This window comes from Azonexus sp., assembly GCF_030824335.1.
In the GTDB taxonomy this organism is placed as follows: domain Bacteria; phylum Pseudomonadota; class Gammaproteobacteria; order Burkholderiales; family Rhodocyclaceae; genus Azonexus.
The window spans coordinates 29,222-49,863 of sequence record NZ_JAVBXX010000022.1; the positions used below are offsets into that span (position 1 = coordinate 29,222).

The window sequence follows — 20,642 nt, forward strand, 5'->3', positions numbered from 1 at the left end:
CCTGTAATTCAAGTTGGTCTGGGGAAAGGCCGTTGAGCAGGCAAGGAGTCCTGCCATGAAACTTTCCCGCATCGAATCGACCACCCAGCACCATTCGCCGGAAGCGGTGGAACGTGCCAGCCACGCCCAGGCCCAGCAGATTCGTCGGGTTGAAGCACTCGAAGCCGTGGTTGCAGATCGTCTGCGCTCGCTGCAACAGGAAATGGCAGAGATGGACCCACGAGCACTGGGACCATTCGAAGGTAGTGAACGAATACTGGAAGACACCCGCCACCTGGCCGCCCAACTCTCCGGGCTGGGTAGTGAATCCAGCCGTCTGATCAAACCTGTACAGGGAAACAACCCGTGGTCTCCCAAGGTCGATGAAAACGCCTGAAACCTGCCGCCATCACGCACGCCCGGAATCGCCGGAGTAGAATCCCTCACCTTCACAGAAGCGCCCCGCCCAGCCGGGGCGCACCCTTTTCAGAGACTCATGTCCGGCCTCAATCCCCAGCAACGCGAAGCAATCCACTACCTCGACGGCCCCCTGCTGGTTCTCGCCGGCGCCGGCTCCGGCAAGACGCGGGTGATCACGCAGAAAATTGCTTATCTGGTCGAGGAATGCGGTTTCCAGCCACGCAACATTGCCGCCATCACCTTCACCAACAAGGCCGCAAAGGAAATGCAGGAGCGCGTCGGCAAGCTCTTGCCCGGCCCCAGCGCAGGCGCCCTGCAAATCTCGACCTTTCACTCGCTGGGCGTGCGCATCATGCGCGAGGAAGCCAAGGCGCTCGGCTACAAGCCGCGCTTTTCGATTTTCGATTCGGCCGACTGCGGCGGCATCATCGCCGACATTGCCAAGACGGTGGACAAGGGCACGCTGCGCCGCCTGCAGGCCATCATCTCGAACTGGAAGAATGCTCTGGTCACACCGGAAGCCGCCCGCCATCTGGCCAACGACGAGCACGAAGTGCTGGCCGCCCACGCCTACCTGTCTTACGAGGCGACGCTGAAGGCCTACCAGGCGATGGATTTCGACGATCTGATCGGCCTGCCGGTGAAGCTGTTCAGCGAGCACCCGGAAATTACCGACAAATGGCAGAACCGCCTGCGCTACCTGCTGGTGGACGAATACCAGGACACCAATGCCTGCCAGTATCAACTGCTCAAATTGTTGACCGGTGTGCGCGCCCAGTTCACGGCAGTGGGCGATGACGATCAAGCGATCTACGGCTGGCGCGGCGCCGATATCGACAACCTGAAAAAGCTGCCGAACGAATTCCCGGCACTGAAAGTCATCAAACTTGAGCAAAATTACCGGTCGACCGTAAGAATCCTGAAAGCGGCGAACAACGTCATCTCGCACAACGAAAAGCTGTTCGACAAAACTTTGTGGTCCGAACTGGGCCACGGCGAACCGATCTACGTCAGTGCCTGCAAGGACAACGAAGTCGAAGCCGAAAGCGTGATCATGAAATTGCAGGCACACCGCTTCGAGCATCGTGGCAAATTCAAGGATTACGCCATTCTGTATCGATCGAATCACCTGGCCCGCCTGCTCGAAACCCATTTGCGCAACCAGCGGATTCCCTACCTGCTGTCCGGCGGCCAATCCTTTTTCGACAAGGCCGAGATCAAGGACATCATCAGTTACCTGCGCATGCTGGCGAACGAAGACGACGATCCGGCCTTCATTCGCGCTGCCACCACGCCCAAGCGGGGGATCGGTGCGGCGACCCTGCAGGTCCTGGGCACCTACGCCGGCGAGCGCCATATTTCGCTGTTTGCCGCCGCTTTCGAGGAAGGCTTTGCACAACGCGTCCAGGCGCGCCAGCTTGAACCACTGCTCACCTTCTGCCAGTTCATCAACCGCCTGCAACACCGGGCCAGTACTGAGCCGGCGCAGCAAGTGCTGCCTGATTTGATCAAAGCCATCGATTACGAAAGTTATCTTTACGATGCCGAGGAAGAGCGGACGGCGCAAACCCGCTGGGGCAACGTCTGCGAATTTGCCGAGTGGATCAAGCGCAAGGGTGAAGCCGATGGCAAGACGCTGGTCGATCTGGTGCAAAGCATTGCGCTGATCAACATGCTCGACAAGCAGAATGACGAGGATTATGACGCCGTCCAACTATCGACCCTGCATGCCGCCAAGGGCCTGGAATACAAACATGTCTTCCTGGTCGGGGTCGAAGAAGGCATCCTGCCGCATCGCGAATCACTCGACGCCGTCAAACTGCAGGAAGAACGCCGCCTGATGTATGTCGGCATCACCCGCGCCCAGCGCACCTTGCACATCAGCTATTGCGAGAAACGCAAGCAGGCGCGCGAATTGATGGCCTGCGAACCATCACGCTTCATCGATGAAATGGGCAAGGAAGACATTCGGTTTTCCGGCGGCAAGGATGCCGCCCCGCCCGACAAGGCCACCGGCAGCGCCCGACTGGATGCGATGAAGGCAATGTTAGCCAAGAAACCCTGATTTATTGCGGTCGACGTAATTTTTTAGCCAAATTCTGGCAACAAAAAAGGAGGCCGCAGCCTCCTTTTTTGCGCCACTGATTCGGCGGAATTACTTGACCTTGCTCAGGATGTAATCGACAGCACCCTTGATTTCGTCGTCGGACAGTGCGGATGCACCCCCCTTGGCCGGCATGGCGCCCTTGCCGTTGAGTACGGACGTGTAGAGAGCATCCTTGCCGGTGGCGACGCGCGGTGCCCAGGCACCCTTATCGTCGAGCTTCGGTGCGCCGGCGGCGCCGGAGTTGTGGCAGGCACCGCAAACGCTGTTGTAAACCGTCGGGCCATCCTTCGGCGCGCCACCTGCTGCCGGGGCTTCTGCCTTGGCCAGCGCAAACTTGGCCACCGGCTGAATGCGGATATCCGCTTCGTCAGCGCTGGCACCCTGTTGCGATGCGCCACTGAACGACTTGTTGGTCAGCGGATAGATAATGGCAATCAGGACGATGGCAACGATGATCGTCACCCACATGATACGGCTGGAATTATGTTGCTCGGCCATGCTGAAACCCCGTGTGCAAATTGGACAAAGTGCGTAATTATATCGGTTCGATCAAAGGATCGCGCAAAAAAAACCCCGCCAATGGCGGGGTGAAATTCTCGAATGGGGGAATTCGAGAGGAGGGGTTCAATGCGCTTGCAGTTTAAGTCGGAGAAGCCCCCCAGTCTGTCGCTCTTTCGTGCCCGTTCTGTAACCAAATGTAGCACCCGACAAAATGCAGGATATTGCCCATGGATGATCTGGAACAACTCGCCGCCCGCTTGGGTGTGCTGCTCGTCGAACGCGGCGAATGGCTGGCCGTGGCCGAATCCTGCACCGGCGGCTGGGTAGCCCAGTCGGTCACCGCTGTGGCCGGCAGTTCCGGCTGGTTCGACCGCGGTTTCGTAACCTATTCCAATGCCGCCAAGGTCGACATGCTGGGCGTACCGGAAACCACGCTGGCCCGCCACGGTGCCGTGTCCGAAGCGACAGCCAGGGCAATGGCGCAGGGCGTGCTGGCGCATAGCCGCGCCGACTGGTCGGTGGCGATCACCGGTATCGCCGGCCCGGGCGGCGGCTCGCCGGAGAAACCCGTCGGCACGGTGAGCTTTGCCTGGGCCGGTCGCGAGGCGGGTTGTGTGGCACAGAGCCGGCTGTTCAGCGGTGACCGTGCCGCAGTCCGTGAGCAGGCGGTACGCCATGCGCTAACCGGCTTGCTCGAGTGCATCGCGCAACAGCCTTTGCTGGCTTGAGCTTTTAGTCGGGTAGCGGCTCGAACAGGGCCGCCAGATCGTCGTTGCCGAATTTGATCTCGACATTGTGATCTTCGGACAGGATGCCTGCCGCCAGCTCGGCTTTCTTTTCCTGCAAGGCGAGAATCTTTTCTTCGATACTGCCGCTGACGATCAGCTTGTAGACGAAGACCGGCTTGTCCTGGCCGAGGCGGTGGGCGCGGTCGGTGGCCTGGTTTTCAACCGCCGGATTCCACCACGGATCGTAGTGGATCACGGTATCGGCAGCGGTCAGGTTGAGGCCGACGCCGCCGGCTTTCAGACTGATCAGGAAAATCGGTACTTCGCCGTCCTGGAAACGGCGGATCGGCGTTTCGCGGTCAACCACGTCACCGGTGATTTTCACGTAGGCGAGACCTGCCGCATCGAGCTCTTCTTCGATCAGCGCCAGCATGCTGGTGAATTGAGAGAACAGCAGGATGCGCCGGCCTTCATCGACCAGTTCCGGCAGCATTGCCATCAGCAGATCCAGCTTGGCCCGCTCATTGACCTTGCGCGCCGACATCGCCTTGACCAGTCGAGGGTCGCAACAGACCTGACGCAATTTGAGCAGCGCATCGAGGATGACGATCTGGCTGCGCGCAAAACCGCGCTGGGCGATCTCGTCGCGTACCTTGGCATCCATCGCGGCGCGCACGGTTTCGTACAGGTCGCGCTGCGCGCCTTCCAGCTGGACGCTGCGCACGATGATGGTTTTCGGCGGCAGTTCCTGCGCCACGTCTTCCTTCTTGCGGCGCAGGATGAACGGCCGGATGCGCCGGGCCAGCAGGTCGCGCCGGTTGGTGTCGCCGAGCTTTTCGACCGGCGTCCGCCAATGTCGGGTGAATTGCTTGCTGCTGCCGAGGAAACCCGGCAACAGGAAATCGAACTGGCTCCACAACTCGCCGAGATGGTTTTCCAGCGGCGTACCGGTCAGGCACAGGCGATGCCGCGTGTCGATCTTGCGTACCGCTTCGGCGCTGCGACTCTGTGCATTTTTCACCGTCTGCGCTTCGTCGAGGATAAGCAGGTGATAACTGTGCTGCATCAGTTCGTCAGCGTCACGCCAGAGCAGCGGGTAGGTGGTCAGCACCACGTCGTGCGAGTCAATCTCGCCAAAGCGGCTCTTGCGCTCCGGACCGTGCAGCGACAGTACGCGCAGGTCGGGCGCAAAACGCGCCGCTTCGCTCTTCCAGTTGAAGATCAGCGACGTCGGCAGGATGATCAGCGCCGGCTTGTCGAGCCGCCCGCCCTCTTTTTCGAGCAGCAGGTGGGCCAGCGTCTGGGCCGTTTTGCCAAGGCCCATGTCGTCGGCCAGGATGCCGGAGAGTTTCTGTTCGCGCAGGAACTGCAACCAGGCCAGACCTTCCTTCTGGTAAGGCCGCAAATCTAGGCGCAGACCACTCGGCGGTGCGATATCGACAATCCCCTGTGCGGAACGCAGACGTTCGGCCAGCGCCATGACGTCGTTCTGGCCACGAAATTCCCAGCGGCTGGTATCGGTCAGCTCGGCCAGGCGAGGCGCATCGAAACGCGACAGGCGAAGGGTCGGGCCGCCCGTGAAACCATCAAACAAATCGATCAGCGTTGCCGCCAGTGGCTTGATCCGGCTGGCCGGCACGCGCAGGCGCTTGCCGCCGGGAGTCAGTAGTTCAATCCGCTCTTCATCCGGAATGCGGCCCAGTTCTCCACCTTCCAGCCAGCGCGGATCGCGCCGGAACAAGGTCGACAGCAACGGGGCCAGCGGCAGGCGTTCGCCTTCGACCAGAATGCCCATGTCGAGATTGAACCAGCCGTCGTCGGCTTCGATCAGTTCGGCATCCCAGGCATCGACTTCGACCACGTGATGGCGGAAATCCTCCGGGAATTCGACTTGCCAGCCGGCCAGCTTGAGCCTGGGCGCAAGATCCTGCATGAAGGTGTGCCAAGCCGCTTCGTCAGATAAACCGTAGATGCCTTCCGGCGGGCTACCAAAGGTATTCAGGCAATTGGCCGGGATTTTCTGCAGCCCGCAATCAACGAGCGCCGCCAGAGCCTTTTCTTCGGCCTCCTGGCGCCGCTTGATACGCACCGTTTCGCCTTCCGGCAGCGTGATGAACTCCCGTTGATCGTCCGGACGCAAGTCGGCGTCGCCATAACGGAAAACCACATGCGCCACATCAATCAGCCCGCCGCCGAAACTGTAGGCATAACCCCGCCATGCACGCTGGCCGTGGGTATGCAGGGTTTCCAGCTGCAGCACCGGTTGCAGCCCCTGGTCGATCAGGCGCAGATGGGCGCTGGCATCCTCGGCCGGCAACGGCAGTTCGGGCGCCAGTTCGGACAAGGCCTCGGCGACCAGCGCCGCTTCCTTGGCCGACAGTGGCGGCAGCGTAAACAGACGATTGACCACGGCCGGTGCACCAGTCACGCTGAGCGGGCCGGTTTCACCTTCGGTCAAATCCACGTACCAGGGCGGGTCGACCGGAACAATCAGTTCAGTCGGCGGCTCCGGCTTGAGACACGGGCGCTGGAAACCTTGACCGTCAATCTGCCAGCCCACGCTGGCCGGCCGTGCCTCACCGGCATTGAGCGGCAAGGTCAGGTCGATTTCCGGATACAGACGGTGCGTTGCCGCCATGCGTTGAAGAATTTCGGCGCCATGTTTCGGGCCCAGCCCGTAGGCGCGCAAGCCGCTATCGTGGCCGCGCTCGGCCCAGATCAGGCGCAGGATGCCGAGGTCGTCTTCGTTGACGAATTGCGGTGGCGTGACCAGTGCCCGGTCGACCTTCCACCATTCCTCGGTGTTTTCCGGATATTTTCCCTTGCGCAGTTCGACACCGAAACGTCGCCGGTCAGCCGACCATTTCAGGATGTAGAACAGTTGCTGCTTGGCGCTGGCCGGACGGGCCTTTTTCTTGGCGACGGCAATCGATGCCCGGCGCAGGTCTTCAACCCAGGACATCACGCTGCTGCTGACCCGCTCCTTGGGATTACGCTCCTCGATTGCCTTGAGCAAGACGGCGGCGATATGTTTGCAACGCCGGGCCACCGGACAGGTGCATTGGGCGATCAGCACACGGGCCTTGCCGGATGGCGCGATCATCGCCTCGACCTGATAAGGCTGACGCGCCGAGCCGGGCACGACCGCCCGCATTTCTCCGGCCTCAAGATGAAAATCCCGGACCAAATCAACATAAGGACGGGCTTTGCTGATTTCAGCCTCGCCCAGCCAGTTGACGATATCGTCCTCGGTAAAGCTGTCTGCCAGTTCGGAAGTTGTGTGCATTAGAAGTAGTGGCTGCCAAGCAGCGTGGCCAGCAGGATGGCAATGAGAGCTAGCCATACATTCTGTTGTCGCTGGACGGCAATCAGCCGTTCCAGCTGCGGTTGCAGGTCAGCCTTGGCCGGTTCGGCCAGGGCGCGATGGACCAGTCGCGGCAACTGGGGAATGGTCCGGGCCAGATAAGGCGCTTCCTGCTTGAACGTACGCACCAGTCCGCGCCAGCCAACCTGTTCGCTCATCCAGCGCTCAAGAAAAGGTTTGGCAGTTTTCCACAGGTCCAGTTCGGGATCGAGCTGGCGACCAAGACCTTCAATGTTGAGCAGCGTTTTTTGCAACATGACCAGTTGCGGCTGAATCTCGACATTGAAACGGCGCGAGGTCTGAAACAGACGGAGCAGGATTTTGCCGAAGGAAATATCCTTCAGCGGCCGGTCGAAAATCGGTTCGCAGACGGCGCGAATGGCCGCTTCAAACTCATCGACCCGGGTGTCTTTCGGCGCCCAGCCGGATTCGATATGGGCCTCGGCGACGCGCTTGTAATCGCGGCGGAAGAAGGCCAGGAAATTCTGCGCCAGGTAGTTCTTGTCACTGTCGGTCAAGGTGCCGACGATGCCGAAATCGAGCGCGATGTAGCGGCCGTCGGTGGCGACGAAAATATTGCCGGGATGCATGTCGGCATGGAAGAAGCCGTCGCGGAACACCTGTGTAAAGAAAATTTCCACCCCGGCCGCCGACAGTTTGGACAGGTCGATCCCATCGGCCCGCAACTTGTCGATCTGCGAGATCGGCGTGCCCTTCATGCGCTCCATGACCATCACCGTGGATGTACAGAAGTCCCAATGAATCTCGGGTACGGTCAACAGCGGTGAATCGGTAAAATTGCGCCGCAATTGCGAGGCGTTTGCCGCCTCGCGCATCAGGTCCAGTTCGTCGCGCAGGTATTTGGCAAACTCGGCCACCACTTCGCGTGGCTTCAGGCGCTTGCCATCCGACCAAAGTTTTTCCAGCAGCAGCGCACCACTGTCCATCAAGGCCAGATCGTGCTCGATGACCGACAGCATGTTGGGGCGCAGGATTTTCACCGCCACTTCATGGCCGCCATCCTCATCGTGCAAGCGGGCAAAGTGCACCTGGGCAATCGATGCGGAAGCCACCGGCACTGGATCAAACTGGGCAAATACCTCGCTGGCCGGACGGCCGTAAGCCTTTTCGATTTCCTTAAGGGCCAGTGCCGAATCAAACGGCGGTACGCGATCCTGTAAACGTGCCAGTTCATCGGCAATGTCGGTCGGCATCAGGTCGCGCCGGGTAGACAGTACCTGACCAAACTTGACGAAAATCGGCCCCAGCGCTTCCAGCGCCAGACGCAGGCGTTCGGCCCGCGGCGCCGAAAGGTTGCGCCAGAACTGCAAGGTATTGGCCAGGCGCACCAGACGGCCGCTCGGCTCGTGTTCGAGCACCATTTCATCCAGCCCGAAACGGCTGGCTACGGCGGCGATCTTGAGCAGGCGGAATAGGCGCATTTAAAAGGGGGCTGGCCGGAATTTGGTCAATCGGGCATGTTAACACGCTACGGCGCCTTACGCTGCTTGTGGCGTTGTCGATGACCAATTACTTCGCGGCACAACGACGTCTTCGGATAAACTTCTTCCATCAGGGGATGGTGGTAATACAAGTCCCCACACGGACCTTACTTGCCGACATGCACGATAATCGCCCCCCCTCTCAAATTGCCCGGGAAGCTCTGAAAAAGCTGGCTGCGGGCAATCTGCCACCGACGCCGGCGAATTTTCAGTCGTTTTATAACGAAATCGCCCAGCTACCGAATACCGCGCCCTTCCCGGATGCTCAATTACGCCAATTGGCGGCCAACCTGGCACCACGCGGCGAAGCCCAGGTAACACAACTGACCCGCCTCGATTCGGCCATTTCAGGTCGTAGCTGGCAAGGCGTTCAGGATGCGTTATCGGCTTTTCTCGCAGCGGGGTCGGGCTGCGCAGCACAAACAACGCAACTGCCACACGACATCGCACATGCATTGCTCCACCTCTTCGAGGGCATCTTGCCGATATTCGGCAAGACGGATCAGCGCTTCAACAGCGCAGCAGACGAGTTGCTGGCCGTGTTACGCATATCACCTTGCGAGCTGACGGCGCTCGACCCGGCCCTCAAGAAGCTGACGCAACTTATCCCGTTTGCCGTCGAAGAGCAGATTGAAATCCGCGAAATGCTGCTCAGGTTATTGCACCTGATCATCGAAAACATCGGCGAACTCGCGCTGGACGACACATGGTTCAAGGGACAAATCGACGGCCTGCTGGCCGTTGTAGAACCGCCACTGACCCTGCGTCATCTTGATGACATGGAACGACGCCTGCGCGACGTCATGGACAAGCAGAGCCGGGCGCAAGCCCGCTCGGCCGAAGCCCAGGAAGAACTGCGCCTGATGCTTTCAACCTTCATCGAGCGTCTGGCCACGATGACAGAATCGAGCTCGACCTTCCAGGGACGGATTGAAAACAGCGCACGACAAATCGAGATGGTATCGCGCATCGAAGACCTCGCCCCGCTATTGCGGGACGTCGTTGCGGCAACCCAAGCCATGGCCGAAGAAACCGCCCGCTCGCGCGAACAGTTGCGCGGACTGCAGGACAAAGTACTGGCGACCGAAGCAGAGCTGACCCAGTTGCATCGCGACCTCGATAGCGCCAGTTCGCTGGCCCGTCACGACCCGTTGACCGACACCCTGAATCGCAAGGGGCTGGACGAAGCACTGGACCGGGAAATCGCCGCCATGCGCCGACGCAACACTCCGCTGTCAGTCTGCCTGCTCGATCTCGATAACTTCAAGAAACTGAATGACCGCCTGGGCCACGAAGCGGGGGACAACGCACTGGTTCATCTATCCAAAGTCGCTCGTCAGTGCATGCGCCCAACCGACACGCTGGCCCGCTTCGGCGGCGAAGAGTTCGTCATCCTGATGGCCGACACGACGCTGGAGCAAGGGATCGAAGCAATGACCCGCCTGCAGCGCGAACTGACCAAGGCATTCTTCCTGTCCGGCAAAGAAAAGGTGCTGATCACCTTCAGCGCCGGGGTGGCACAACTGGCCGAAAAAGAAAATGGCAACGAGGCCATCCGCCGGGCCGACCAAGCCATGTATCTGGCCAAACGCGCCGGCAAGAACCGGGTTTTCGGCGCCTGAAGCAGGCGATGGGCGCACTGCAGGGCTTTCCGCCTGTAGCCTCACCGGATGCCCGCTTGCTCATTCTGGGCAGCATGCCGGGCAAAGCCTCGCTGGATGCCGAGCGCTATTACGCCCATCCGCGCAACGCCTTCTGGCCCATCATGGCGGACTTGCTCGACTTCCCCGTCGATCTGCCTTACGCGCAGCGCTTGCAGGCGTTGCAATCCGCCGGTATCGCGCTATGGGATGTGATTGCCCGTTGCGACAGAACGGGCAGTCTGGACGCCGATATCGTCAAAGACAGCATCAAACCCAACGATTTCCTTGGTTTTCTTGCGGTCCACCGCAAGATCGAGCACATTTTCTTCAATGGTGCCGCGGCCGAAACGGCTTTCCGGCGCTACGCCCTGCCCACGCTACCGGGGCGCGAACTGCAATTGCACCGACTGCCATCGACCAGCCCGGCCCATGCCGCACGCGGCTATGCCGAGAAACTTGCCGCATGGTCAGCAATTGTTGCACTGCCGAAAATATAGGCAGCGGCAGCGTATAATCGCGCTTTTGCTATTTTTAGCCGAGAATCAATGGCCCACGATGTCAAGACCCAACTGACCGCCCTGTTGCAACAGGCGCTGGCCAGCGTTGCCCCGAATGCAACCGATACTGCGATCCACCTCGAACGTCCGCGCGATCCGACGCATGGTGACTTCGCGACCAACCTGGCCATGCAACTGGCCAAGGCGCTGAAGAAAAATCCGCGCGAGATTGCCCAGCAACTGCTCAACGAACTGCCACCGTCCACGCTGGTGACCAAGGCAGAAGTCGCCGGCGCCGGCTTCATCAATTTCACGCTCGATGCCGGCACCAAGACAGATGTCGTCAAGGCCGTGCTGGTCGAAAAAGACGCTTTTGGCCGGTCGACCGCAGGAAAGCAGCAAAAAGTCCAGGTTGAGTTCGTTTCAGCCAACCCGACCGGCCCACTGCACGTCGGCCACGGTCGCGGTGCGGCTTATGGCGCTTCGCTGTCCAGCCTGCTCAGCTTTGCCGGCTGGGATGTGACGCGCGAGTATTACGTCAATGATGCCGGCCGGCAGATGGACATTCTCGGCCTGTCGACCTGGCTGCGTTATCTGGATCAACACGGTCAGACAGTCCCCTTCCCGCCCAATGCTTACCAAGGCAGCTACGTGCGCGACATGGCGGAGCAGTTGAAACACGCCCACGGCGACAAATACCTGCGCAGCGCCGAGGCTGTGCAAGCCGGCACGCCGGGTCTGCCGGAAGCGGGTCGTGCCGATGACGAAGCCAAGCAGCAGCGCGAACTGCATCTCGATGCGCTAATCGCCAAAGCCAAGGAATTGCTCGGCCCGGACTGGGAATATGTGCATCAACATGCGCTGAACGAACAACTGGCCGATTGCCGTGACGACTTGGAACAGTTCGGCGTCGTCTTCGATGTCTGGTTCTCCGAAAAGGCGCTTTACGATACGGGCCTGGTGGCCCGCTGCGTCGCGCTGCTGGAGGACAAAGGCCACATTTACCTGCAGAACGGCGCCAAATGGTTCCGGTCGACGGCCTTCGGCGATGAAAAAGACCGTGTCGTACAGCGCGAAAACGGTCTCTTCACCTACTTTGCCTCCGATATTGCCTATCACCTGAACAAGTTCGAACGCGGCTTCGACAAGGTCATCAACATCTGGGGTGCCGATCACCACGGTTACATCCCGCGCGTCACCGGCGCGATCAAGGCGCTCGACCTCGACAGCGACAAATTGCAGGTCGCACTGGTCCAGTTCGCGGTGCTTTACCGCAACGGCCAGAAAGCCTCGATGTCGACGCGTTCCGGCGAATTCGTCACGCTGCGCGAACTGCGCGGCGAAGTCGGCAACGATGCCTGCCGTTTCTTCTACGCGCTGCGCAAGTCCGACCAGCACCTCGATTTCGACCTCGATCTGGCGAAGAGCCAGACCAACGAGAACCCGGTCTATTACATCCAGTACGCCCATGCCCGTGTCTGTTCGGTGATCAACCAGTGGAATGGTGACTTGGCTGCATTGACCGATGCCGACCTGTCACTGCTGAGCAATCCGCGCGAATTGGCTATCGCCAATCAACTGGCGCAATTCCGCGAAATCATCGAATCGGCCGCCCGTGACCTGGCACCGCACATGATCGCCTTCTACCTGAAGGATCTGGCCGGCGAATTCCACGGCTGGTACAACGCCGAACGCATGCTGGTCGACGATGCCGCACTGCGCGATGCCCGCGTCGCACTGGCGGCCGCCGTGCGTCAGACGATCCGCAACGGCATGGCCATTCTGGGCGTAGCTTGCCCGGAATCGATGTAAGGAATCGCCATGACTCGCGATATGAAACCACCGCGCAAGCCCCAGCCGGCCAAAAAGAAATCCGGCGGCGGCACGCTGGTCGGCATGTTCATCGGCCTGGTCCTTGGCGTCTGTATGGCTGCAGGCGTCGTCTGGTACATCAACAAGGCACCACTACCGTTCAACAGCACGGTACAAAATAACGAAGCCCGTCCTGCAGCACCGGCCCAGCCAGCGCAACCGCTGCCCCTGCCGGGCAAACCCGGCGACCCCATGCCGGAAAAACGCTTCCAGTTTTACGACATTCTTCCCGGCAAGGCGGATGCCCTGCCGGAGAAAAAGGAAACCCCGCCAGCGGACGCGACAAACAAGACAAGCGCCCAGAACAAGGAGACAGGCAAGGAATCCGGCAAAGAACCAGTCAAGGAAGCGCCCAAGGAAAATGCCAAGGAAAGCAAGGCACCGCTTTTCCTGCAGGCCGGCTCGTTCAGCACGCCGCAAGATGGCGACAACCAGCGGGCCAAACTGGCCTTCATGGGCATTGAATCGACGGTTCAGCAGGTGATGATCGAAGACCGCACGCTGTATCGTGTGCGTATCGGACCGTATTACAAAGTCGAAGAATTGAACAAAATACGGGCTGAACTTGCCAAATCAGGCATTGAAGCCCAATTGTCCAAATAACAGGAGTCACGCATGGAATTTAATCGCCGCCGTTTCGTTTCTTCCCTGGTTGCCTTCGGTGCTACCTTGACCGTCGCCGGCCCGCTTGCCGCACAAACGGCAGGCAGCGAATTCACGCTGGTTACCCCGGTTCAGCCAACGGACGATCCGGGCAAGATCGAGGTCGTGGAGTTTTTCAGCTACGGCTGCCCGCACTGTGCCGACTTCAATCCCTTGCTCAACGCCTGGGCGGCCAAATTGCCGGCGGATGTGGTGCTGAAGAAAGTCCCGGTCAGCTTCGGTCGCGCCGCCTGGGGCAATGCGGCCAAGCTGTATCACGCACTGGAAGTTACCGGCGAGGTAAAACGTCTGGAAACTGACGTTTTCCGCGCCATCCATAACGAACGGACCAACCTGTTCGACGAACGCACCATCACCGATTGGGTGGCCGCACGCGGCGTCGACCGCAAGAAATTCTCCGACGCCTTCGCTTCTTTCGGCGTGCAAAGCAAAGTCAAACGCGGCGACCAGATGGCACAGGCTTTCAAGATTGAAGGCGTTCCGGCACTGGCCATCGATGGCAAATACCTGGTCAAGTCGAATGATTTCAACGCACAACTAAGCATCGCCGACAAGCTGATTGCCAAGGCACGCAGCGAAAAAAGCGGCAAGAAGTAATTGGCATTGAAGGTCTTCATTACAGGCGCCTCGTCGGGAATCGGCGAGGCGCTTGCCGTTTACTACGCGGAAAAAGGCGCGGTGCTGGGTCTAGCCGCACGCCGGGCAGACTTTCTCGACACCCTGAACCAACGGCTCGGCGGGCACCATGCCTGCTATCCGCTGGACGTGACGGATAGCACAGCCTTGCACAATGCGGCAGCCGACTTCATCCAGCGCTTCGGCGCGCCGGATATCGTCATCGCCAACGCTGGCGTTTCGGCCGGCACGCTGACCGAGTTCGAGGCCGACCTGGCGGTCTTTCGCCGGATCATGGATACCAATGTGTTCGGGATGGCGGCGACGTTTGCCCCCTTCATTCCCGCCATGAAGGCAACTGGCGCCTCGGCCGGAAGCCGGCAACGCCTGGTCGGCATCGCCTCGGTCGCCGGCATTCGCGGCCTGCCGGGTGCCGAAGCGTATTCCGCCTCGAAAGCCGCCGCCATTACCTACCTGGAAAGCCTGCGCCTCGAAATGCGTCCCTACGGCATCAAGGTGGTCACGATTGCCCCCGGTTACATTGAAAGCCCGATGACTGCGGTCAACCCTTACCCCATGCCGTTTTTGCTGCCCGCCGACCAAGCCGCCAAACGCTTTGCTGCAGCCATCAGCGCGGGGGTTTCCTACGCCGTGATTCCCTGGCCAATGGGCATCGTGGCCAAGTTGCTACGTCTGCTGCCAAATTGTTTGTATGACCGATTGTTCGCCAGCGCTCCGCGCAAACCGCGCGGCTTGTTAAAATAGCCGCATGCTCGAACTGAAGATCAATGGCGAACCCCGCCAGTTTCCCGCCTCACTCACCGTCGCCGGCCTGATCGACGCGCTCGGCTACACAGGCAAGCGCATCGCCATCGAGCGCAATGGTGAAATCGTGCCGAAGAGTCAGCATGCGCTCACGCAGTTGCTCTCGGGCGACCAGCTCGAAATCGTCGTCGCCGTTGGCGGCGGCTAAACCCAGGACGCCAAACACATGCATCAACTGACTATCGCCGGCAAGGCGTACCGTTCCCGCTTGCTGGTCGGCACCGGCAAGTACAAGGACTTTGCCGAAACCCGTGCTGCCATCGACGCTTCCGGAGCGGAAATCGTTACTGTCGCGGTACGCCGCGTCAATATCGGTCAGGACGCCGGCCAGCCGAATCTGCTCGATGCCGTGCCGCCGGCGCAATTCACCATCCTGCCCAACACCGCCGGCTGCTACACCGCCGACGATGCGGTGCGCACGCTGCGCCTGGCGCGCGAACTGCTCGACGGGCATCCGCTGTGCAAGCTGGAAGTGCTCGGCGACCCGACCAACCTGTTCCCGAACATGCCGGAAACCCTGAAGGCCGCCGAGACACTGGTCAAGGAAGGCTTCGAGGTGATGGTCTACTGCGCCGACGATCCGATCCAGTGCAAGATGCTCGAAGAAATCGGCTGCGTCGCGGTGATGCCGCTCGCCTCGCTGATCGGCTCGGGCATGGGCATCGTCAATCCGTGGAACCTGCGTCTGATCATCGATAACGCCAAGGTGCCGATCATCGTCGATGCCGGCGTCGGCACCGCGTCGGATGCGACCATTGCGATGGAATTGGGCTGTGATGGCGTGCTGATGAACACCGCCATCGCCCACGCCAAAAACCCGGTGCTGATGGCCAGCGCCATGAAGAAGGGCATCGAAGCCGGCCGCGAGGCTTTCCTGGCCGGCCGCATGGCCCGCAAATACTACTCGGCCGACCCGTCGTCGCCGACCACCGGATTGATCGGCTCATGAGCGAAACTCCCTTGATTCACCCCGCCAGCGAAGGCGAAGAAGGCGAGTACGTCGCCGGTCGTCACGGTCACATCAAGAGCTTCGTCCGGCGGGCCGGACGGATGTCCGTGGCGCAGGAAAATTACTATGCCGAGATGATGCCGAAAATCGGCATCGTCTATCAGCCACAGCAAATCGATCTTGCTGCGGTCTACGGCCGAAACAACCCGAAAATCCTCGAAATCGGCACCGGCATGGGGGAAACCACGGCCAAGATCGCCGATGGCAATCGCGATATCGATTACCTCGGCGTCGAAGTGCATGTGCCCGGCGTCGGTGCACTATGCAAGCAGATTGCCGAACGCAAGCTGGAAAATCTGCGCATTTGCCAGCACGATGCCGTCGAAGTCGTTCGCGACATGCTGCCGGAAGCCGCGCTCGATGGCGTCCATGTCTTCTTCCCCGATCCCTGGCACAAGGCCCGCCACAACAAGCGCCGGCTGATCCAGTCGCCGTTCGTTGCGCTGCTCGCCTCGCGCCTGAAGCCCGGCGGTTATTTCCACTGCGCCACCGACTGGGAAGATTACGCACACCAGATGCTGGAGGTTTTATCGGCCGAACCGACACTGGAAAATACCGCCAGCCACCAGCTCGGCGGTTTCGCGCCGCGCCCGGAATACCGTCCGCTGACCAAGTTTGAAAACCGCGGCCTGCGCCTCGGTCATGGCGTCTGGGACGTCATTTTTCGCAAAAAATAAGCAGCAATTAAAACCCGCCAGGCCCCGAACAACAATTCGTACGCGGGCCGGGGGTTTTTCCTTTTTTCAGCGGTCGACCGCAATAAATAGAAAATTCTCACCATGTGGTTCAAAAACCTCCAGTTGTATCGCCTCCCCACGCCCTGGAACATCGATCTGGCCAAGCTCGATGAACAATTGGGCCGTGCCACGTTCAGCCGCTGCCCGAGCCATCAGCCGATGTCACGCGGCTGGGTGCCGCCGCGCAAGGATGGCGCACTGATTTACTCGTCGAACAATCAATGGCTGATCGCACTGGCCGTCGAACAACGTTTGCTGCCATCGTCGGTCGTTAACGACGAAACGAAAGAGCGCGCCGAGCAAATTACCGAGCAACAGGGTTATGCGCCCGGTCGCAAGCAGATGAAGGAAATCAAGGAGCGCATCATCGAAGAACTGATGCCGCGCGCCTTTACCAGGAAGCGCACGACCTTCATCTGGATCGACCCGAAAAATGGCTGGTTCTGCGTCGATGCCGGCAGCCCGGCCAAGGCCGAAGAAGTGATCGAACATTTACGCCACTGCCTCGATGAATTTCCGCTCAAACCGCTGCACACGCAGTTGTCGCCACAATCGGCAATGGCTGACTGGCTGGCTGGCGGCGATGCACCAGCCGGTTTCACGGTCGACCGCGATTGCGAGCTAAAAGCGATGGGCGATGAAAAATCGGCGGTGCGTTATGTCCGTCACCCGCTCGGCGACGAAGTCGGAGCCGAGATCAAATCCCACCTCGCTGCCGGCAAATTGCCGACGCGCCTGGCACTGACCTGGGATGAGCGAATCTCCTTCGTGCTGACCGAAAAACTGGAGATCAAGCGTCTGGCCTTCCTCGATGTGCTGAAGGAAGAAGCCGAGAAATCGGCCGAACACGCCGACGAACAATTCGATGCAGATTTCGCCTTGATGACCGGCGAGGTTTCCCGTTTCCTGCCGCAGTTGGTCGCGGCGCTGGGCGGCGAGGTGGTTGAGAAATAAGTGTTGAGCAACAAGACCAGCCCTGCGCTTTGCCCTTGCGGCAGCGGCAAGACCTATGCCGCATGTTGCGGTCGACTGCATTCCGGCCAGGAAAATGCGTCGACCGCAGAAGCGCTGATGCGCTCGCGCTACAGCGCTTATGTGCTGAAGCTCGCCGATTACCTGCTCGCCACCTGGCATTCGAGCACCCGGCCCAGCGAGCTCGATCTCTCAGCCGACGACAGCAAATGGCTCGGTCTGGAAATCAAACATCATGAACAACAGGATGCCGGGCACGCGACGGTCGAATTTGTCGCCCGCTATCGAATTGCCGGGCGCGCTCATCGCCTGCATGAATTAAGTCGTTTTCTGATGGAGGATGGTCGCTGGGTGTATATTGAAGGTCAGATCACTCCCTGATTTTCCCGTCATGCGGTCAATTTTCACGGCGATTTTTGCCTGTTGTTTACTTGTCTTGGCCAGCCCGGCAGCGGCCCGGGAAGTCCGCGTCGGCATCTATGACAACCCACCCAAAATCTATCAGGATGAGCAGGGGCGCCCGACCGGTCTGTTGATCGATCTGCTGCAAGGCATCGCCGATGGCGCCGGATGGACACTCACGTATACCCGTTGCCACTGGCAGGATTGCCTCGATGCACTTCGTGGCGGCCAGATCGATTTGTTGCCGGATGTTGCCTACAGCGAAACGCGGGCGCAGGACTTCGACTTTCATGCCACCCCGGCGCTAATCAGCTGGTCACAGATTTATCGTCGGCAGGATCTGCGCATCCTCAATTACCTTGATTTGAAGGACAAGCGGATTGCTGTACTCGACGGCTCGATTCAGGAGACTTTCCTCAACGAGGTGCTGAACAATTTCAGCCTGCCGCACCAGATGGTCAAAACTGACAGCATTGATCAGGCCTTTGCGCTGGTCGTGGCAGGTCAAGCCGATGTTGCCGTAGCCAGCCATTTCTATGGCGACCACCACGCCGGCAAAAACGGCCTGGTCGAAACACCGATTATTTTCAGCCCCTCCCGCCTGCACTTCGCCACGGCGAAAGGCCAAAACGCCGAACTGCTGACGCAAATCGAAACGCAGCTGAGCGCCTGGCAAGCGGATAGCAATTCGGTGTATTTCCGGATTTTGCAAAAATGGCGCTGGCCGGCCGCATCGGCAAGTCTGCCGGCTTATGTCTGGTGGGCGCTGGCCGGACTACTCGCCGCCCTGGCAGTCATCCTGCTGATCAATCGCTGGCTGCGCCGTGAAATTGATAAAAAGACGGCAACGCTGACCAGCAGCGAAGCGCGTTTTCGTGGCGTTTTCGACAACATCTCCGAAGCCATCTTTGTCCATGACCGGGCGACCGGGGAACTGCTCCAGGTAAACCGGCGGATGTGCGAGATGTACGGCTGCTCGGAGGCCGATGCCCTGCGCGCCCATGCGGCCAAGTTTTCCAGCAATCTCCCGCCCTATACCCATGACGAAGCGGCAGAATTTCTGCGCCTGGCCGTCGAAGAAGGGCCGCAGATATTCGAATGGCAGGCACGCCGCCTGGATAGCGGCAAAACCTTCTGGGTCGAAGTCAGTCTGCGCGCCATCTGTCTGGCAGGACGCGACTGCATTCTCGCCGTCGTCCGGGACATTGGCGAACGCAAGGCCGTAGAGCAAGAACTCGCCGGCTATCGGGAAAATCTCGAACAGATGGTGGAACAGCGGACCCGCGAACTGGAAAAATCACGGGCCGAAGCGGTACAACTCGCCCGCGTCAAGAGTGAGTTCCTGGCCAACATGAGCCATGAAATCCGCACGCCACTCAATGGCGTACTGGGGTTTGCCCACTTGGGTAGGGAGCGCACCCAGGACGACAAGTTGCAATACATGTTCGACCGTATCGTCGAATCCGGGAAATTACTGCAACGGGTGATCGACGACATTCTGGATTACTCGAAAATCGACGCCGGGAAGCTGAAAATCGAAGCCCTGGCCTTCGACCCGCACGAACTCATGACATCAACCCTTGAAATGGTGCGCGAGCGGGCGGAAAGCAAGGGACTGCATTTGTTTCTTGTGCCGAACGCCGAAATTCACCAATGCATCGGTGATGCGCTGCGTTTCCAGCAAGTACTACTCAACTTGCTGTCCAATGCGATCAAATTCACCGAATCAGGCAGCATCAGCGTGACTTTGCGTCTCCTGCCCGGTGAGCTCGAATGTTCGGTTGAAGACACCGGGATCGGCATTGAACCGGAAAACCTGGCCCGCCTGTTCCGCCCCTTTGAACAGGCGGATAGCTCGACCACGCGTCGCTTCGGAGGAACAGGACTTGGCCTGACCATCAGTGCTCGACTGATTGAATTGATGGGCGGCCGGATCACGGTCGATAGCCAGCCGGGGCAAGGCAGCCGCTTCACGGTATACCTGCCCTGCCCGCATGACCAAGCAGCCGCCAGCCCGACGAAAAGTCCGCCCCCGGCACAGCCGCCAGCAGACGATCCCAGCCTGCGCGGGCTATCGATCCTGGTGGTTGAAGATGATGCGGTCAACCGTCAGGTAGTGGCCGAAATGCTGAAGGAAATCGGCGTCCATGTTGATCTGGCAGAAAACGGACAACTTGCGCTGGACCGGGTCCTGGAACGGGGTGCCCAGACCTATGACCTTGTATTGATGGATGTCATGATGCCGGTCATGGACGGCTATACGGCTTGCCGCCGTCTGCACGAGATCGACCCGAACTTGCCGGTGGTGGGACAAACCGCGCTGGCCCAGGAAGACGAACGTCGTGCCTGTCTGGCCGCAGGCATGCTGGACCGCGTCACCAAGCCGATAGACCCGGCCGCCCTGTTCGCTGCAATCCGGCGCCACGCGCGGCCAGAACGACACACCGACTGATTACAGGAAACGTTCCAGCTGCAGGCTGAAGAAGCGCCGCCTCTTGGCGCCCTGCACTAGCCTGCCTGGGCCGACGACGCACCACTTATCGGCCTGTGCGCCCTTCAAGTGCGGCAATATTGCGGTCAACGGGCGCCAGGTGCGTAATTCGCACGGCTGGCGATCCAGCCAAGCAGCGAGAGCAGCGCCAGGCCGCCGCCGATCAGCAGGATGCCGGCGACTTCGATGCCCTTGAAGTAAGCGCCCGGCGAACTCAGGTTGATTTCTGATTCAGGTGGCGGATTCTGGCGCCCAGCGATGCGGTAGCAACTCGCCGATCCGGCTGTTGGGCAGAGTCGGCAGGCGAGACAGGAC

18 protein-coding genes and 1 pseudogene are annotated in these 20,642 nt (G+C 60.0%); 15 read left to right on the top strand and 4 right to left on the bottom strand.

All coding sequences use genetic code 11. From position 1 onward, the window contains the following. Positions 1-55 precede the first annotated feature (55 nt). Both RCI20_RS13710 and RCI20_RS13715 read left to right on the top strand, forming a co-directional pair. Positions 56-376: a hypothetical protein gene (locus RCI20_RS13710; protein ID WP_306606432.1), complete on the top strand. Its 321-nt coding sequence runs from the start codon at positions 56-58 to the stop codon at positions 374-376. A 99-nt stretch (positions 377-475) separates the two neighbouring features. After that, the gene (locus tag RCI20_RS13715) at positions 476-2,464 is read left to right on the top strand and encodes a UvrD-helicase domain-containing protein (protein WP_306606433.1); all 1,989 of its coding nucleotides are present in this window, start codon (positions 476-478) and stop codon (positions 2,462-2,464) included. A 90-nt stretch (positions 2,465-2,554) separates the two neighbouring features. On the opposite strand, the gene RCI20_RS13720 is transcribed toward RCI20_RS13715, so the two are convergent. Next, a complete protein-coding gene (locus tag RCI20_RS13720; RefSeq protein WP_306606434.1) occupies positions 2,555-3,004 on the bottom strand; it encodes a cytochrome c5 family protein in 450 nt (149 codons plus the stop codon). Between the two features lie 230 nt (positions 3,005-3,234). On the opposite strand from RCI20_RS13720, the gene RCI20_RS13725 reads away from it, so the two are divergent. After that, positions 3,235-3,735 carry a CinA family protein gene (locus tag RCI20_RS13725; protein WP_306606435.1) on the top strand — a complete coding sequence of 167 codons (501 nt, stop codon included), beginning with the start codon at positions 3,235-3,237 and terminating at the stop codon, positions 3,733-3,735. 4 nt (positions 3,736-3,739) lie between these two features. Here RCI20_RS13725 and RCI20_RS13730 read toward each other — a convergent pair whose 3' ends face one another. Then, a complete protein-coding gene (locus tag RCI20_RS13730; protein WP_306606436.1) occupies positions 3,740-7,021 on the bottom strand; it encodes a DEAD/DEAH box helicase in 3,282 nt (1,093 codons plus the stop codon). After that, entirely contained in the window at positions 7,021-8,541 is a 1,521-nt protein-coding gene (gene ubiB, locus RCI20_RS13735) for a ubiquinone biosynthesis regulatory protein kinase UbiB (protein ID WP_306606437.1), read from the bottom strand. Before ubiB ends, RCI20_RS13730 begins: the two co-directional genes overlap by 1 nt. Before the next feature lie 179 nt (positions 8,542-8,720). On the opposite strand from ubiB, the gene RCI20_RS13740 reads away from it, so the two are divergent. The 12 genes from RCI20_RS13740 to RCI20_RS13795 all read left to right on the top strand — a co-directional run bounded on the left by RCI20_RS13740 (position 8,721) and on the right by RCI20_RS13795 (position 20,288). Continuing rightward, a complete protein-coding gene (locus RCI20_RS13740) occupies positions 8,721-10,223 on the top strand; it encodes a diguanylate cyclase (RefSeq protein ID WP_306606438.1) in 1,503 nt (500 codons plus the stop codon). 8 nt (positions 10,224-10,231) lie between these two features. After that, complete coding sequence (locus RCI20_RS13745) at positions 10,232-10,741, top strand: DNA-deoxyinosine glycosylase (protein WP_306606439.1); 510 nt, start codon at positions 10,232-10,234, stop codon at positions 10,739-10,741. A 48-nt stretch (positions 10,742-10,789) separates the two neighbouring features. Then, positions 10,790-12,553, top strand: a complete 1,764-nt coding sequence (argS, locus tag RCI20_RS13750; RefSeq protein WP_306606440.1) for an arginine--tRNA ligase — start codon at positions 10,790-10,792, stop codon at positions 12,551-12,553. A 9-nt stretch (positions 12,554-12,562) separates the two neighbouring features. Further along, complete coding sequence (locus tag RCI20_RS13755) at positions 12,563-13,216, top strand: SPOR domain-containing protein (protein ID WP_306606441.1); 654 nt, start codon at positions 12,563-12,565, stop codon at positions 13,214-13,216. Between the two features lie 12 nt (positions 13,217-13,228). Next, positions 13,229-13,873 (top strand): thiol:disulfide interchange protein DsbA/DsbL, encoded by a 645-nt coding sequence (locus RCI20_RS13760; RefSeq protein WP_306606442.1) that lies wholly within the window; start codon positions 13,229-13,231, stop codon positions 13,871-13,873. Further along, positions 13,874-14,656, top strand: coding sequence for an SDR family oxidoreductase (locus tag RCI20_RS13765; RefSeq protein WP_306606443.1), 783 nt, complete (start codon positions 13,874-13,876; stop codon positions 14,654-14,656). A 4-nt stretch (positions 14,657-14,660) separates the two neighbouring features. After that, positions 14,661-14,864, top strand: coding sequence for a sulfur carrier protein ThiS (gene thiS / locus RCI20_RS13770; RefSeq protein WP_306606444.1), 204 nt, complete (start codon positions 14,661-14,663; stop codon positions 14,862-14,864). A gap of 18 nt (positions 14,865-14,882) precedes the next feature. Further along, the gene (locus RCI20_RS13775) at positions 14,883-15,665 is read left to right on the top strand and encodes a thiazole synthase (protein WP_306606445.1); all 783 of its coding nucleotides are present in this window, start codon (positions 14,883-14,885) and stop codon (positions 15,663-15,665) included. Further along, entirely contained in the window at positions 15,662-16,402 is a 741-nt protein-coding gene (trmB, locus tag RCI20_RS13780) for a tRNA (guanosine(46)-N7)-methyltransferase TrmB (RefSeq protein ID WP_306606446.1), read from the top strand. Before RCI20_RS13775 ends, trmB begins: the two co-directional genes overlap by 4 nt. A gap of 102 nt (positions 16,403-16,504) precedes the next feature. Further along, positions 16,505-17,416, top strand: a complete 912-nt coding sequence (locus tag RCI20_RS13785; RefSeq protein WP_306606447.1) for a recombination-associated protein RdgC — start codon at positions 16,505-16,507, stop codon at positions 17,414-17,416. After that, complete coding sequence (locus tag RCI20_RS13790) at positions 17,417-17,815, top strand: YchJ family protein (RefSeq protein WP_306606448.1); 399 nt, start codon at positions 17,417-17,419, stop codon at positions 17,813-17,815. Positions 17,816-17,825: 10 nt separating this feature from the next. Beyond that, complete coding sequence (locus tag RCI20_RS13795; RefSeq protein WP_306606449.1) at positions 17,826-20,288, top strand: ATP-binding protein; 2,463 nt, start codon at positions 17,826-17,828, stop codon at positions 20,286-20,288. 125 nt (positions 20,289-20,413) lie between these two features. On the opposite strand, the pseudogene RCI20_RS13800 reads toward RCI20_RS13795, so the two are convergent. After that, positions 20,414-20,642 (bottom strand): annotated as a pseudogene (locus RCI20_RS13800) (hypothetical protein); the annotation flags it as partial.

Bases quoted from the DNA above. Each gene is read 5' to 3' on its own strand.
- RCI20_RS13715 (WP_306606433.1), top strand. From the start codon at position 476: ATGTCCGGCCTCAATCCCCAGCAACGCGAAGCAATCCACTACCTCGAC.
- ubiB (WP_306606437.1), bottom strand. From the start codon at position 8,541: ATGCGCCTATTCCGCCTGCTCAAGATCGCCGCCGTAGCCAGCCGTTTC.
- RCI20_RS13795 (WP_306606449.1), top strand. From the start codon at position 17,826: ATGCGGTCAATTTTCACGGCGATTTTTGCCTGTTGTTTACTTGTCTTG.
- RCI20_RS13785 (WP_306606447.1), top strand. From the start codon at position 16,505: ATGTGGTTCAAAAACCTCCAGTTGTATCGCCTCCCCACGCCCTGGAAC.
- RCI20_RS13740 (WP_306606438.1), top strand. From the start codon at position 8,721: ATGCACGATAATCGCCCCCCCTCTCAAATTGCCCGGGAAGCTCTGAAA.
- RCI20_RS13760 (WP_306606442.1), top strand. From the start codon at position 13,229: ATGGAATTTAATCGCCGCCGTTTCGTTTCTTCCCTGGTTGCCTTCGGT.
- RCI20_RS13755 (WP_306606441.1), top strand. From the start codon at position 12,563: ATGACTCGCGATATGAAACCACCGCGCAAGCCCCAGCCGGCCAAAAAG.
- thiS (WP_306606444.1), top strand. From the start codon at position 14,661: ATGCTCGAACTGAAGATCAATGGCGAACCCCGCCAGTTTCCCGCCTCA.
- RCI20_RS13725 (WP_306606435.1), top strand. From the start codon at position 3,235: ATGGATGATCTGGAACAACTCGCCGCCCGCTTGGGTGTGCTGCTCGTC.
- RCI20_RS13775 (WP_306606445.1), top strand. From the start codon at position 14,883: ATGCATCAACTGACTATCGCCGGCAAGGCGTACCGTTCCCGCTTGCTG.
- trmB (WP_306606446.1), top strand. From the start codon at position 15,662: ATGAGCGAAACTCCCTTGATTCACCCCGCCAGCGAAGGCGAAGAAGGC.
- RCI20_RS13710 (WP_306606432.1), top strand. From the start codon at position 56: ATGAAACTTTCCCGCATCGAATCGACCACCCAGCACCATTCGCCGGAA.
- RCI20_RS13745 (WP_306606439.1), top strand. From the start codon at position 10,232: ATGGGCGCACTGCAGGGCTTTCCGCCTGTAGCCTCACCGGATGCCCGC.
- RCI20_RS13720 (WP_306606434.1), bottom strand. From the start codon at position 3,004: ATGGCCGAGCAACATAATTCCAGCCGTATCATGTGGGTGACGATCATC.
- RCI20_RS13730 (WP_306606436.1), bottom strand. From the start codon at position 7,021: ATGCACACAACTTCCGAACTGGCAGACAGCTTTACCGAGGACGATATC.
- argS (WP_306606440.1), top strand. From the start codon at position 10,790: ATGGCCCACGATGTCAAGACCCAACTGACCGCCCTGTTGCAACAGGCG.